The sequence below is a fragment of the Nonomuraea sp. NPDC050783 genome (assembly GCF_040802095.1).
GTDB lineage: Bacteria > Actinomycetota > Actinomycetes > Streptosporangiales > Streptosporangiaceae > Nonomuraea.
Genome location: NZ_JBFAHK010000017.1, coordinates 145,113 through 157,973, shown reverse-complemented (window position 1 = coordinate 157,973; position 12,861 = coordinate 145,113). Strand labels below are relative to the sequence as shown.

14 protein-coding genes are annotated in these 12,861 nt (G+C 72.4%); 3 read left to right on the top strand and 11 right to left on the bottom strand.

What is annotated here, in order from left to right:
• Window positions 1-7 precede the first annotated feature (7 nt).
• From AB0H75_RS35680 to tdh, 4 genes are all read right to left on the bottom strand, one after another.
• Window positions 8-409: a hypothetical protein gene (locus AB0H75_RS35680; RefSeq protein ID WP_367804057.1), complete on the bottom strand. Its 402-nt coding sequence runs from the start codon at window positions 407-409 to the stop codon at window positions 8-10.
• 68 nt (window positions 410-477) lie between these two features.
• Complete coding sequence (locus AB0H75_RS35675; protein WP_367804056.1) at window positions 478-1,500, bottom strand: LysR family transcriptional regulator; 1,023 nt, start codon at window positions 1,498-1,500, stop codon at window positions 478-480.
• A 53-nt stretch (window positions 1,501-1,553) separates the two neighbouring features.
• Window positions 1,554-2,723, bottom strand: a complete 1,170-nt coding sequence (locus AB0H75_RS35670) for a glycine C-acetyltransferase (RefSeq protein ID WP_367804055.1) — start codon at window positions 2,721-2,723, stop codon at window positions 1,554-1,556.
• Window positions 2,723-3,751 carry an L-threonine 3-dehydrogenase gene (gene tdh / locus AB0H75_RS35665; protein ID WP_367804054.1) on the bottom strand — a complete coding sequence of 343 codons (1,029 nt, stop codon included), beginning with the start codon at window positions 3,749-3,751 and terminating at the stop codon, window positions 2,723-2,725. The genes AB0H75_RS35670 and tdh overlap by 1 nt, the downstream gene beginning before the upstream one ends.
• Before the next feature lie 131 nt (window positions 3,752-3,882).
• Between tdh and AB0H75_RS35660 the strand changes: the two genes are divergently transcribed.
• On the top strand, window positions 3,883-5,079 hold the full coding sequence (locus AB0H75_RS35660) for a Gfo/Idh/MocA family protein (protein ID WP_367804053.1): 1,197 nt from the start codon (window positions 3,883-3,885) through the stop codon (window positions 5,077-5,079).
• 12 nt (window positions 5,080-5,091) lie between these two features.
• Complete coding sequence (locus AB0H75_RS35655) at window positions 5,092-5,331, top strand: RNA polymerase sigma factor (RefSeq protein WP_367804052.1); 240 nt, start codon at window positions 5,092-5,094, stop codon at window positions 5,329-5,331.
• A 68-nt stretch (window positions 5,332-5,399) separates the two neighbouring features.
• Here the strand turns inward: AB0H75_RS35655 and AB0H75_RS35650 are convergent, their stop codons facing one another.
• The 7 genes from AB0H75_RS35650 to AB0H75_RS35620 all read right to left on the bottom strand — a co-directional run bounded on the left by AB0H75_RS35650 (window position 5,400) and on the right by AB0H75_RS35620 (window position 12,040).
• Complete coding sequence (locus AB0H75_RS35650) at window positions 5,400-6,476, bottom strand: SPFH domain-containing protein (RefSeq protein WP_367804051.1); 1,077 nt, start codon at window positions 6,474-6,476, stop codon at window positions 5,400-5,402.
• A gap of 2 nt (window positions 6,477-6,478) precedes the next feature.
• Window positions 6,479-6,910, bottom strand: coding sequence for an NfeD family protein (locus tag AB0H75_RS35645; RefSeq protein ID WP_367804050.1), 432 nt, complete (start codon window positions 6,908-6,910; stop codon window positions 6,479-6,481).
• Window positions 6,911-6,981: 71 nt separating this feature from the next.
• Complete coding sequence (locus AB0H75_RS35640) at window positions 6,982-8,178, bottom strand: Ig-like domain-containing protein (protein WP_367804049.1); 1,197 nt, start codon at window positions 8,176-8,178, stop codon at window positions 6,982-6,984.
• 79 nt (window positions 8,179-8,257) lie between these two features.
• Complete coding sequence (fahA, locus tag AB0H75_RS35635; RefSeq protein WP_367804048.1) at window positions 8,258-9,361, bottom strand: fumarylacetoacetase; 1,104 nt, start codon at window positions 9,359-9,361, stop codon at window positions 8,258-8,260.
• Complete coding sequence (locus AB0H75_RS35630; RefSeq protein WP_367804047.1) at window positions 9,358-10,161, bottom strand: hypothetical protein; 804 nt, start codon at window positions 10,159-10,161, stop codon at window positions 9,358-9,360. The genes fahA and AB0H75_RS35630 overlap by 4 nt, the downstream gene beginning before the upstream one ends.
• Window positions 10,158-11,330: a homogentisate 1,2-dioxygenase gene (locus AB0H75_RS35625; RefSeq protein WP_367804046.1), complete on the bottom strand. Its 1,173-nt coding sequence runs from the start codon at window positions 11,328-11,330 to the stop codon at window positions 10,158-10,160. The genes AB0H75_RS35630 and AB0H75_RS35625 overlap by 4 nt, the downstream gene beginning before the upstream one ends.
• 80 nt (window positions 11,331-11,410) lie before the next feature.
• Complete coding sequence (locus AB0H75_RS35620; protein WP_367804045.1) at window positions 11,411-12,040, bottom strand: IclR family transcriptional regulator; 630 nt, start codon at window positions 12,038-12,040, stop codon at window positions 11,411-11,413.
• 112 nt (window positions 12,041-12,152) lie between these two features.
• On the opposite strand from AB0H75_RS35620, the gene AB0H75_RS35615 reads away from it, so the two are divergent.
• Complete coding sequence (locus tag AB0H75_RS35615) at window positions 12,153-12,788, top strand: hypothetical protein (protein ID WP_367804044.1); 636 nt, start codon at window positions 12,153-12,155, stop codon at window positions 12,786-12,788.
• The last annotated feature ends 73 nt before the right edge of the window (window positions 12,789-12,861 follow it).

Genomic DNA, 12,861 nt, shown 5'->3' with positions numbered 1-12,861 from the left:
GGCGGGGTCAGCCGCAGTGCTCCCAGCCGCTCTCCCACCACGTGCTGCCGTACGTGCCGCCCCACTTGACGCACTTGCCGGCCGCGCTCGCCTTGACCGGGCCGGCGTAGTAGCGGAAGTTGCCGTCGTTCACCTGGCCCGGCGAGCCGTACACCCAGAGCACCGCGCGCACGTACGTGCTGTTGCCCGCCGCGCCCGTCTTCCACGTCACCACGCAGTTGCTGGAGCCGTTGTAGAGCAGGTACGTGACGGCGCTGGAGCCGTAGGCGTGGCTGTCGATGACGTGGTAGCTGCCGCCGCCGCACGCCTCGATGGGCGTGGACGCCGCCGCGGCCGGTCCGCTCATGGTCACCGACGCCGCCAGCGCGGCCGCCAGGCCGAGGGAGAGGGTCGCGCTTCGTTTGATCATGCCCACTCGGGGGTTCCTCCTGGTTCGTCCTAAGAGGTGATCAACGATAGCGACCTCACTCCCCGGGGTTACTCCGGGTCAGGGGTGACGGCGAGCGGGGCGGCGACCTCGCGCAGGGCCGACAGCAGCGGCCGGACGACCGGATGGGAGTCGGCGCCCCGGCGGACGGCGGCGAAGACGCGGCGCTCGGCGGGCCCCGGCGTGCGGCGCACCACCACACCGGCCGGCGCCAGGTCCCGCGGCGCCAGGTCCCCCGGCGCCAGGTCACGCGGCGCCAGGTCACGCGGCGCCGTGCCTCCCGGCGCCGTGCCCCCCGGCGCCGTGCCCCCCAGCGCCATGTCCCGTAGCGCCAGGCGCGGTACGAGTGCCACCCCCGCCCCCGCTCCGACCAGCGCCACCACGGCGCGGAAGTCGTCGGAGCAGTGGGCGACGTCGGGCGTGAAGCCCGCCTGCTGGCAGGCGAACGTGATGACGTCGTGGACCGGATTGCCCGGGTAGGGCCCGATCCAGGTCTCGGCCGACAACGACCCGAGCGTGGCCGAGCCCGCCAGCGGATGGTCGCGGGGCAGCACCAGGTCGAACGGCTCGGCGTACAGCGGCAGCCGCGACAGGCGGCGGTCGGCGGCGTCGGGCGCGCCCCGGTACTCGACCGCGACGGCCAGGTCCGCCTCGGAGTCCAGCAGCATGGCCAGGGCCTGGTCGCCCTCGGCGTCGAGGACCCGCACCTGGATGCCGGGCGCGCTCGCGCGCAGCGCGACGATCGCGGGGGAGAGCACGGCGCTGATCGCCGTGGCGAAGCAGGCCACGGTGACCTCGCCGGCCTCGCCCGCGGTGTAGGCCGCCACCTCGGCCCGGGCGCGTTCGAGCTGGGCGAGCACCTCGTTGGCGTGGCCGAGCATGATCCGGCCGACGGCCGTGAGGTGCACGCCGCGCCCGTCGCGGGTGAACAGCCGGTGCCCCACCTCGTGCTCCAGCGCCACGAGCTGCTGGGACACGGCGGACGGGGTGAGGTGCAGCGCCGCCGCCGCGGCGGTGACCGTGCCGTGGTCGGCCACCGCACGGAGCGTGCGCAGCCGCCGCGTGTCTATCACGGGGCGAGCATACTTACCCCCGCCTGCCTCCGCTCAGCCCCGCTGACCTCCGCTCATCCCCGTGCCTGGACGAAGGCCGCCACGGCCCGGTCCACGTCCTGCTCGCCGTGCGCGGCCGAGAGCTGCACCCGGATGCGCGCCTGCCCGTGCGGCACCACCGGGTAGGAGAAGCCGATCACGTAGATGCCCAGGTCCAGCAGGCGCTCGGCCATCGCCCCGGCCTCGGCCGCGTCGCCGATCATGACCGGCACGATCGGGTGGTCGCCGGGCAGGATGTCGAAGCCGGCCTCGGTCATGCGCGCGCGGAAGCGGGCGGTGTTGGCGCGCAGCCGCTCGCGGGCCTCGTTCGAGGTCTCCAGCAGGTCGAGGATGCGCAGCGAGGCGGCGGCGATGACGGGGGCCAGCGAGTTGGAGAACAGGTAGGGGCGCGAGCGCTGGCGCAGCAGCTCGCAGATCTCCTTGCGGGCCGCGACGTAGCCGCCGCTGGCCCCGCCGAGCGCCTTGCCCAGCGTGCCGGTGATGATGTCGACCCGGTCGGTGACGCCGTGCAGCTCGGGCGTGCCGCGGCCGGTGGGGCCGACGAAGCCGACGGCGTGGGAGTCGTCCACCATGACCATGGCGTCGTAGCGGTCGGCCAGGTCGCAGATCTCGCGCAGCGGGGCGAGGTAGCCGTCCATCGAGAACACGCCGTCGGTGACGATGAGCCGCCGGCGCGCGTCGGACGCCTCCTTCAGCCGGGCCTCCAGCTCGGCCATGTCGCGGTTGGCGTAGCGCAGGCGCTGGGCCTTCGACAGGCGGATGCCGTCGATGATGCTGGCGTGGTTGAGCGCGTCGGAGATCACCGCGTCCTGGGCGTCGAGCAGGGTCTCGAAGACGCCGCCGTTGGCGTCGAAGCACGAGCTGTAAAGGACGGTGTCCTCCATGCCGAGGAAGTCCGACAGCCGCGACTCCAGCTCCTTGTGCACCTCCTGGGTGCCGCAGATGAAGCGTACCGACGCCATGCCGAACCCCCACCGGTCCAGCGCGTCCTTGGCCGCCGCGATCACCTCGGGGTTGTCGGCCAGGCCCAGGTAGTTGTTGGCGCAGAAGTTCAGCACCTCGCGCCCGGCCACGCTGACCTGGGCGCTCTGCGGGGTGCCGATCACCCGCTCGGGCTTGAGCAGCCCGGCCTCGGTGATCTCGTCGAGTGTCGTACGCAGCTGCTCGCGCACGTTCGTGAACATCAGGCGCTCCAATCCAGGATGACCTTGCCGGTGCGGCCGCTCGCCGCGGTGTCGAAGGCGGCGTCGAAGTCGCGGTAGGAGAAGCGGTCGGTGATGACCGGGGACAGGTCGAGGCCCTTCTCCAGCAGGACGGACATGTTGTACCAGGTCTCGAACATCTCCCTGCCGTAGATGCCCTTGATGGTGAGCATGGACGTGACCACCGTGGCCCAGTCGATCGCGAACTCCTCGGCGGGCAGCCCCAGCATGGCGATCTTCCCGCCGTGCGTCATGTGCGCGATCATCTGCCGCACGGCCGCCGGGTTGCCGGACATCTCCAGCCCGACGTCGAAGCCCTCGCGCATGTGGAGCTGGCTCATGCCCTCCTCGATGGAGGAGCGGGAGACGTTGAGGGCGAAGGAGACGCCGAGCTTGCCGGCCAGGTCGAGCCGCTCGTCGCTGACGTCGGTGATCATCACGTTGCGCGCGCCGACGTGGGTGGCGACGGCCGCCGCCATCAGGCCGATCGGCCCGGCGCCGGTGATCAGGACGTCCTCGCCGACCAGGGGGAAGGACAGCGCGGTGTGGACGGCGTTGCCGAACGGGTCGAAGATGGCCGCCACGTCGGGATCGACCGGCACGCGGTGCACCCAGACGTTCGCGGCGGGCAGGGTGAGGTATTCGGCGAACGCGCCGTCCCGGTTGACCCCGAGGCCGACGGTGTTGCGGCACAGGTGGCGGCGGCCGGCCATGCAGTTGCGGCACTTGCCGCAGACCAGGTGGCCCTCGCCGCTGACCAGGTCGCCGACGGCGACGTCCTCGACGCCGGGCCCCACCTCGACCACGTGGCCGGAGAACTCGTGCCCGACGACGAGCGGCAGCGCCAGCGTGTGCCTGGCCCAGTCGTCGTACTTGCGGATGTGCAGGTCGGTGCCGCAGATGCCGGTGCGCAGCACGCGGATCTTCACCTCGCCCGGGCCGGGCTCCGGCTCCGGCACCTCGACCAGCCACAGGCCGGGCTCGGCCCTCTCCTTGACCAGCGCTTTCATGGCTCCCACTCCCCCCAGGTCGAACCTAACGCACTGTGCCCGTTCCACTCGCGAGGTGTCCATCGAGGAGTTCTTAAGTGCCCCCACAGCTCCGCTTCACGCCGCCGCGCGAACAGGCACAATGGCCCTTTGTGAACGATCTGCGCATTGGAGTCATCGGCCTCGGCCTCCGTACCACCATCGCCCTGGCCGCCCACCGCCCCGGCGGCGGCTCGGTCGTGGCCGCACTCTGCGACTCCGACCCCGCGGCGCTCAAGAGGCAGGCGGCGCTCTTCGAGCAGGCGGACTTCCTGACCGAGGACTACCGCGCCCTGCTCGACCGCCCCGACCTCGACGCGGTCATCGTCAACACCCCCGACGACACCCACGAGCGCATCGCCATCGACTGCCTGGAGGCCGGCAAGGCCGTCTACCTGGAGAAGCCGATGGCGATCACGGTGGACGGCTGCGACGCCGTGCTGCGCGCCGCCCGCCGCACCGGCACCCGCCTGTACGTCGGTCACAACATGCGCCACATGGGCGTGGTCCGGCTGATGCGCGACATCATCCGCAAGGGCGTCATCGGCGAGCCGAAGACGGTCTGGGTGCGCCACTTCATCTCCTACGGCGGCGACTACTACTTCAAGGACTGGCACGCCGACCGCACCCGCACCACCGGCCTGCTGCTGCAGAAGGCGGCCCACGACCTCGACGTCGTCCACTGGCTGGCCGGCGGCTACACGACCAGGGTCAACGCCTTCGGCGAGCTCGCGGTCCACGGCGACCTGCCGCGCCGCGCCCCCGGCACCCCGCGCCCTGAGGGCTGGCTGCGCGAGTACGAGTGGCCGCCGACGGCCCGCCGCGACCTGCACCACGTGGTGGACGTCGAGGACGTCTCGGTGATGAACATGCGCCTGGACAACGGCGTCGTCGCCGCCTACCAGCAGTGCCACTTCTCGCCCGACTACGTGCGCAACTACACCGTCATCGGCACCGAGGGGCGGCTGGAGAACTTCGGCGACGGGCCGGGCGACACGGTCAAGGTCTGGAACACCGGGCCGACCGGGTACCGGGAGGACTGCGACATCGCGTACAAGGTGCCGCCCGCGCAGGGCACGCACGGCGGCGCGGACGGCCAGATCGTGGCCGAGTTCAGCAGGTTCGCCCGGGAGGGCGGGGCGACCGACACCTCGCCGGTGGCGGCGCGCATGAGCGTGGCGGCCGGCTACATGGCCACGATGTCGCTGCGCGACGGCGGCATGCCGTACGACGTGCCGCCGCTCGACCCGGAGCTGGCCGCGTACTTCGAGAACGGGCAGACGGAACCGGGGAGCGCCCCCGGACAGTAGACATGTGTGGACATGTCACTACGGGCCCGCATCCGTGACGGGGATCAGGCCGCCTTCGCCGAGCTCTTCGACGCCTGCGCCAAGTCCGTCTACAACCACGCCTTCCGCCTGACCGCCGGCTGGCCGGCCGCCGAGGACGTGATGGCGCTGACGTTCCTGGAGGTGTGGCGGCTGCGCGGCCGGATCGACCCCGAGGGCGGCTCGCTGCGGCCCTGGCTGCTCGGCATCGCCACCACCGAAGCCGAACGCTGACTCACTCACCCACCGACCCGCGGCGGCCCGGCGTCCCGCGCGGGAACGCCGGGCCGCCGGCGGGTGGGTCAGCGTTCGGCCTCGGTGGGCTTGCGGTCCAGGTCGGGGAAGGGGGACGGCTCCTGGACGCCCGGGGTGAGCTGGCGGGGGCCCTTGGGGTCGGCCTCCTGGGCGTCGGCGACGGCCTCGGCGGCGGCCTCCGCCGCGCGGGCGGCGTCCTCCTCGGCCGCCGAGCTCTCCGGCGCGGTCTCCTCGCGCGTGGCCGCCGAGCGCGGCAGCGCCTCGGTGAACGCCTTCGACACGCCCGTCAGCGCCGAGGTGACCTCGCTCGGGATCACCCAGAACGTGTTGCCCTCGCCCTGCGCGAGCTGCGGCAGCACCTGGAGGTACTGGTAGGCCAGGAGCTTGGGGTCGGGGTCGTTGCGGTGGACGGCCTGGAAGACCTGGTCAATGGCGCGCGACTGGCCCTCGGCCTCCAGGATCGCGGCGGCCCTGGAGCCCTCGGCACGCAGGATGCGGCTCTGCTTGTCGCCCTCGGCCGTGAGGATCTGCGACTGGCGCTGGCCCTCGGCGGTCAGGATGGCGGCGCGCTTGTCACGCTCGGCCCGCATCTGCTTCTCCATCGCGTCCTTGATGGTCTTGGGCGGGTCGATGGCCTTGATCTCGACGCGGTTGACGCGGATGCCCCACTTGCCGGTGGCCTCGTCGAGCACCCCGCGCAACTGGCTGTTGATGGTGTCGCGCGAGGTCAGCGTCTTCTCCAGGTCCATCGAGCCGACGACGTTGCGCAGCGTGGTGACGGTGAGCTGCTCGACGGCCTGGATGTAGTTGGCGATCTCGTACGCGGCCGCCCGCGGGTCGGTGACCTGGAAGTAGAGGACCGTGTCGATCTCGACGACCAGGTTGTCCTCGGTGATGACCGGCTGCGGGCGGAAGGACACCACCTGCTCGCGCAGGTCGATCACGGGATAGACCCGGTCGATGTACGGGATGACGAAGTTGAGCCCGGGCTTGAGCGTGCGGTGGTAGCGGCCGAGCCGCTCGACGTTGCGTGCCCTGGCCTGCGGGACGATCCGCACGGCCTTGAGGACGGTGAAGACGGCGAACAGGATGACGAAGATACCGACCAGCAAGAGCGGATCCATGCCTACTCCCGGGGATATACGAGGGCTGTCGCCCCCTCGATCTCGATGATGTCGACGGTGGCCCCCGCGGGGATCACGAGTGTCTCGTCGTAGGCGCGTGCCGACCACTCCTCGCCCCCGACGCGGATGCGCCCCTCGCGCCCCGTCACGTCCGAGATCACGTAGGCGGGCCTGCCGACGAGGGCTTCGACCCCGAACCGCTGGAGCTGCGGCTGCTTGACGTGGCGCATGGCCAGCGGCCTGACGACCACGAGGCCGGCCGCGGAGGCGGCGGCGAAGAAGAGTAACTGCAGGGGCACGGGCAGCCCGATGGCGGCGGTCGCGGCGGTGAGGAGGGCGGCCGCGCCGAGCAGCCCGAGGGCCGCCGTGAAGGTGAACAGCTCCGCCACGCCGAGGACGACGGCGAGGATTACCCAGATGACCCATTCATCCATGTCCGGCCCTCCTGTTGACACAACGGGCCCGTTCGGTGGGTGGTTCCCCTCCCTCTACCGTAATCCCCGATTCACCGCCGCGGCACCCTCTCACCTGCGGGGTCGGCCGCGCGCAGGGCGCTGCCCTGGATCCATCTCTCCCAGGGGAGCTGCCAGAAACCCCAGCCGTTGTCCCATGCGAGCGGGCGGTCGGTGCCGGTGATCGTGACCGGGTCGCCGCGCAGCGAGGTGGCGTAGAACCAGGCGGCCTGGTCGGGGCGGGCGTTGACGCAGCCGTGGCTGACATTTTGACGGCCCTGGGCCCACACGTTGTCCTTGGCGTGGACGTACTCGCCGCTGTTGGAGATGCGGACGGCGTGGTCGATGAGCAGGTCGTAGAAGCCGGGGTCGCCCTTCTGCCGGCCGGGGGAGACCATGCGGACCGGGTTTCCCTTGTCCATCGTCAGGTGGATGCCGCTGGTCGTGGTGTATTCGCGGGTGGTGGCCATGCCGGCGCTGATGGCCATGCGCTGCGCGATGCGGCCGTCGCGCTCGACGGTCATCTGGTGCGTACGCGTGTCGACCGCGCTGGTCTGCCTGCGGCCGACCATGAACTCGAAGGTGGTGTCGGCGGCTCCGTAGACGCCGTCGGACGGGCGCACCCCGGCCAGGTGGGCGGTGACGGTGACCCGCTGCCGTGGGGCCCAGAAGCGGCGGGTGCGGTAGACCACCCGGGTGTCGCCGACCCAGTGCCAGGCGCCGGCGGCCGGGCGCCCCGCCCTGACCTCCAGCGCCCGCTCGACGGCCGCCCGGTTGGCGACGGGGCGGTCGAAGTCGAGGATGACCGGCATGCCGACGCCGACGGTCTCGCCGGGCAGCGGCGTGGTGGCGGCGATGCCGAGGGTCTGCTCGGCCGGGCGGGTGCGGAAGCGGCCCATCGCCACCGTGGCCGGGCCGCGCGCGCCCTTGGCGGTGGCGGCCACGGTGTATTCGGTGGCGGGCTTGAGTGTCCAGTCGGAGCGCCAGATCCGGCGCTCGGCGTCGAGCCTCCCCGGCACCGACTCGCCGCCCGCGTACGCCGTCACCTTGGTCAGCGTGCCGCCGGAGGCCCGGATCACCAGGCCACGATCGGGCCGGGCATGGGTGCTGTCGAGGGCGGGCGCGATCTGCACGACCGGCGGCGTGGCGGGTGTCTCGGCGGTCACCGGGCCGCAGCCGCACAGGGTGAACGCCAGCCACACCAGCCACACCGGGAGGAGGGCGGGACGAGGCATCGCGGCACGCCGCATGAGAGGGAGCTCCTGCTTGTCCGAGGGAAGGGTGCCTCCCAGGATAGCGGCGGGTCACCGATCGAGCACCTTGAGTCACCTATACGACGGTTCCGGACACCTCCCCCAAAGTCAGGTCGCCGGCCGTGGCCCGGATCGTCACGGTGTCGCCGTCCTCCAGGAACGTGCGCGTCTCGCCGTTCGCCAGCTTGATCGGGTCGGTGCCGTTCCAGGTCAGCTCGATGAGCGAGCCGCGCTCGCCGCGCTCGGGCCCGGAGATCGTGCCGCTGGCGAACAGGTCGCCGGTGCGCAGCGAGGCGCCGTTCACGGTCAGGTGGGCCAGCATCTGGTCGGGCGTCCAGTACATCGCCGCGTACGGCGGCCGGGCGACGACCTCGCCGTTGAGCAGGATCTCGACGGTGAGGTCCAGCCCCCAGTCGGCCTTCCTGCGCAGGTAGGGCAGCGGCTCGGGGTCCTGGGCCCGCCCCGGGATCCGGGGCAGCGCCTCCAGCGGCGTCACCCACGGCGAGACCGACGTGGCGAACGACTTGGCCAGGAACGGCCCGAGCGGCCGGTACTCCCAGGACTGGATGTCGCGCGCGCTCCAGTCGTTGACCAGCGTCACCCCGAACACGTGATCCTCGAACGCCCCGGCGGGCGTGCCCATCTCGGTCGGCACGCCGATCACGAAGCCCAGCTCCGCCTCGACGTCCAGCTTCCTGCACGGCCCGAACTCGCCGGCGCCGAGCTGCCCGCTGGGCCGCCGCACCGGCGTGCCGGACACCACGACCGTGCCCGACCTGCCGTGGTAGCCGACCGGCAGGTGCCGCCAGTTGGGCATCAGCGGCTCGGCGTCCGGCCGGAACATGCGGCCGACGTTGCTCGCGTGCTCAAGGGAGCAGTAGAAGTCGACGTAGTCGGCCACCTCGAACGGCATGTGCAGCTTCACCTGCTCCAGCGGGAGCAGGTGCGGCTCGGTGACCGGCAGGTCGTTGGTCAGCTTCTCGCGGATGAGCGCCCGGGTGTCCCGCCAGGCCGCCGGGCCCCTGGCCATGAACGGGTTGAGCGACGGCGCCGCGAACACCTCGTCGTGCAGCGCGGCGGTCAGGTCGAGCACCCGGTCGCCGTAACGCACCCCGACCCGGGGCGGCTGCCCGGGGGCCGAGAAGACCCCGTAGGGCAGGTTGTCGATCCCCCAGCTCACCGGTCCTCCTCCAGCAGCCCCAGCGTACGCAGGTCCTCGACGGGCGTGTGGGTGCTGCACGAGCCGTAGCTCACCAGCAGCCGCCGCGCCCGCTTGGCGGTCTCCTCGGGCACCTCGCGCGCCATCCGCACCAGGTGCCCCACGTCGGTCGTGCGCAGGACGTGGGCCGGGTCGCGCCCCTCGACCGCCTCGCACACGGCCAGCAGCAGGTTGAGGAACCCGTGCCGGTCCACGCCGAGCGAGGGGTCGAAGTGCCGCACCGCGTGGTGCAGCCCGGCCGTCGCCTTGAACGGCACGTCGTGGTCCACGCAGGACCTGATGAACAGCGCCAGGTGCTCCACCGGCGGGAACGCCTCGGCGCTCGGCCCGCCGCAGCGCACCTTCAGCCCCGTGCCCTCGGGCAGGTCGGGGGCCGGCTTGCGCGGCTCGACCTCGGCGAACAGGCGTACGCCCGCGGGCAGGTCCAGCCGCTCGGCCAGCTCGCGGACCGCCATGCCCGCCGGCAGCGGCGTCTCGACCAGGTCGACCGGCAGGTCGCCGAAGCCGGGCAGCGGCCGGGCGCGGGAGATCGTGGCGTCCAGGGTCTCGGCGTCCAGGATGAGGCCGACGCGGCGCGGCCGGTGCTCCTGGTCGCGCAGCCGTTCCAGGCGGCCGGCCGGGCACAGGAAGCGGTGCGTGAGCACCGGGTCGCCGCTCTCCAGGTCGCGCCGGTTGCGGGCGAGCGCCTCGTCCATGTGCAGGGACGTGGGCGGGAACAGCCCCGCGTCGTCCACCAGCGCGGCGTACAGGGTGGCGCTCATCGGGCCCACGTCCAGGCGTAGCCGGGGTCCTCGCAGGCCAGCGCGGCCTGGCCGAGGTCGAGCGGGCGGAAGGTGTCGACCATGACGGCCATCTCGCTCGTGGTGGTGACGCCCTTGGCGACCGCGTCGATGACCGCCTCCACCGCGCCGGGCTGCGGCCCGTGCGTGAACCCGGCCGGGTGCAGCGAGATCGAGCCGACGTCGATGCCCGAGCCCTTGCGCGCCGAGTAGTCGCCGCCCACGTAGAACATGAACTCGTCGGAGTCCACGTTGTGATGGTTGTACGGGATCGGCACGGCCTCCGGGTGGTAGTCGAGCGGCCGCGGGCAGAACGAGCACACCACGAACCCCGGCCCCTCGAACGTCTGGTGCACCGGCGGCGGCGCGTGCGTCTTCTTCACCACCGGCTCGAAGTCGTTGATGTTGAACGCGAACGGGTACAGGTAGCCGTCCCAGCCCACCACGTCGAACGGGTGGTGGCGGTAGACCAGCCGGGTCAGCCCGCCGCGCGTGCGCACCAGCACCGGCACCTCCTCGCCCTCGGCGAGCAGCGGCTCGGCGGGGGCGCGCAGGTCGCGCTCGCAGTAGGGCGCGTGCTCCAGGAACTGGCCGTACTGCGACAGGTAGCGCTTGGGCGGCCTGATGTGCCCGGCCGCCTCGATGGCCAGCACGTTGACCGGGCCGTGCGGCACCCAGCGGTGGATGGTGCCGGTCGGGATGACGACGTAGTCGCCCTCGCCGGCCTCGATCGCGCCGTAGGTGGACTCGAAGCGCACCCGGCCGCTCTGGACGTACACGCACTCGTCGCCCATCGAGTTGCGGTAGAGCTCGCTGGGCCGGTCGCTGGTGGCGTACGACAACCGGACGTCGGCGTTGCCCGCCAGCGCCATGCGCCCGGCGACCAGGTCGCCCGCGCTGGAGAGCTCCCGCGTGCGGAAATGGCGCGGCGACAGCGGCAGGTTGGGCTCCAGGCGCGCGCCGCCGGAGGCCGGCTCGACGGCCTCGGCCTTGACGATGGCGGTCGGCAGGTGGCGGTGGTAGAGCAGCGAGGAGTCGGACGAGAAGCCCTCCTCGCCCATCAGCTCCTCGGCGTAGAGCCCGCCGTCCGGACGCCTGAACTGCACGTGGCGCTTGCGCGGCACCTCTCCCACGACCCGGTAGTACGGCATCCCGGCCCTCCATGGCTGTCCGACTATCGGACGTATGTGTCCTCTATGTGTGAATACCGTCCGTCATGGGCCGTCGGATGTCAACCCAGGGCCGCCGACAGCTCGGCGGCGGCCGCCACGACGCGCGGCCCCGTGGACTCCTCCAGCGGCCCGAACGTCACCACCCCCACCGACGCCTCCAGCCACGGCAGGCCGCCGACCGGCGCGGCGACGCCTCGCGCCCCCTCCTGCAACTGCCCCTCCGTGACGAAGTAGTCACCCCGCCCCTCGCGCAGCGCCAGGATCGCCCGGCCGGCCGCGCCCAGCGCCAGCGGATGCCGCGAGCCCTCCCGGTAGGCCACGTGCATGTCCGTCCAGGACGGCTCCACCACCGCCACGGCCAGCCCGTCGTCGCCCTCGGCCACGGTCAGGTGGGCGGTCGCGCCCACCTCCTCGGCCAGCCGCCGCAGCGTCGGCACCGCCGCCGCCCGCAGCAGCGGCTGCACCGCCCGCGCCAGCACCAGCACGCCGAACCCCAGGTGGACCCGCCCCTCGGCGTCGCGGCGCACGAACCCCTCGCTCATCAGCGTGGTCAGCAGCCGGTACACCACGGGACGGCTCAGCCCCAGCTCGCCCGCCAGCTCCGTCGGGGTGCGCCCGCCCTTGCCGTCGGCGAGCAGCCGGAGCAGGCGGAGCCCGCGCTCCAGGGTCTGGGCGGATTCAGCGGCCATGCCGACGATTATCCCGGCACGTCCCCGTCCGGCGGCGTCGCCCGGTGAAGCTGACCGGTGACGCTGCGCGTCGAGAGGGGTACGTAGGGGATAGAGAAGCCAGGGGGTAAAGATGCGGCAAAGGTGGGTTTTCCTGCTCGCCGGTATGGCCATGTGCGGGTTGGCCGCCGCGGTGCCGTCCATCACCGCTCCGCTCGCGCCCATGACCCTGGTGGCCCGCAGGACCCCCATCCACACCCCCAGCGGCGCCCTGGTCGAGAGCACCTTCTACCTCACCGAGGGCATCGAGGTCGCCCAGCAGCTCCTGCCCACCGCCAAGGGCGTCGCCTTCCGCCCCGCCTACCTCGCCGTCGGCGTCCGGGTGGACCAGGGCGGCCGCCTGTACGGCAAGCCCCAGCGCCGCGGCACCTACGTCGCCGACGTCCAGCTCTGCTCCGGGTCCTCCTGCGAGGAGGAGCAGGTCACGCTCGTGGTGCTCGGCAACATCCCCTGGGAGCCGCGCGAGCTGACCTTCCCCGGCCGGGCCGGCGTCCCGCTGGACGGCGAGATCGGCGTCAACGGCGGCCCGCCCGGGGTGATCCCCACCTTCACCGTCACCGACTACGCCAGGCTGCCCGAGGGGGTGAGCATCGGCCCCGACGGCCACGTGGGCGGCGTCCCGGCCGCAGCGGGCATCTCGGAGGTGCCGGTGCGGATCTGCGTGGCGGGCAACTGCGCGGGCGTGGTGGTCCGGCTCATCGTCGTCTGACCCCCTGTCGCGGGGTAGGGCGCGCCTCACCGCTATCGGGGGGAAGGCGGGCATGACCTGCGGGTTCTCCCGC

Excerpts from the sequence above, each read along its gene's own strand:
- AB0H75_RS35680 (WP_367804057.1), bottom strand. The coding sequence starts at position 409 with ATGATCAAACGAAGCGCGACCCTCTCCCTCGGCCTGGCGGCCGCGCTG.
- AB0H75_RS35670 (WP_367804055.1), bottom strand. The coding sequence starts at position 2,723 with ATGTTCACGAACGTGCGCGAGCAGCTGCGTACGACACTCGACGAGATC.
- tdh (WP_367804054.1), bottom strand. The coding sequence starts at position 3,751 with ATGAAAGCGCTGGTCAAGGAGAGGGCCGAGCCCGGCCTGTGGCTGGTC.
- AB0H75_RS35655 (WP_367804052.1), top strand. The coding sequence starts at position 5,092 with ATGTCACTACGGGCCCGCATCCGTGACGGGGATCAGGCCGCCTTCGCC.
- AB0H75_RS35650 (WP_367804051.1), bottom strand. The coding sequence starts at position 6,476 with ATGGATCCGCTCTTGCTGGTCGGTATCTTCGTCATCCTGTTCGCCGTC.
- AB0H75_RS35645 (WP_367804050.1), bottom strand. The coding sequence starts at position 6,910 with ATGGATGAATGGGTCATCTGGGTAATCCTCGCCGTCGTCCTCGGCGTG.
- AB0H75_RS35640 (WP_367804049.1), bottom strand. The coding sequence starts at position 8,178 with ATGCGGCGTGCCGCGATGCCTCGTCCCGCCCTCCTCCCGGTGTGGCTG.
- AB0H75_RS35630 (WP_367804047.1), bottom strand. The coding sequence starts at position 10,161 with ATGAGCGCCACCCTGTACGCCGCGCTGGTGGACGACGCGGGGCTGTTC.
- AB0H75_RS35625 (WP_367804046.1), bottom strand. The coding sequence starts at position 11,330 with ATGCCGTACTACCGGGTCGTGGGAGAGGTGCCGCGCAAGCGCCACGTG.
- AB0H75_RS35620 (WP_367804045.1), bottom strand. The coding sequence starts at position 12,040 with ATGGCCGCTGAATCCGCCCAGACCCTGGAGCGCGGGCTCCGCCTGCTC.
- AB0H75_RS35615 (WP_367804044.1), top strand. The coding sequence starts at position 12,153 with ATGCGGCAAAGGTGGGTTTTCCTGCTCGCCGGTATGGCCATGTGCGGG.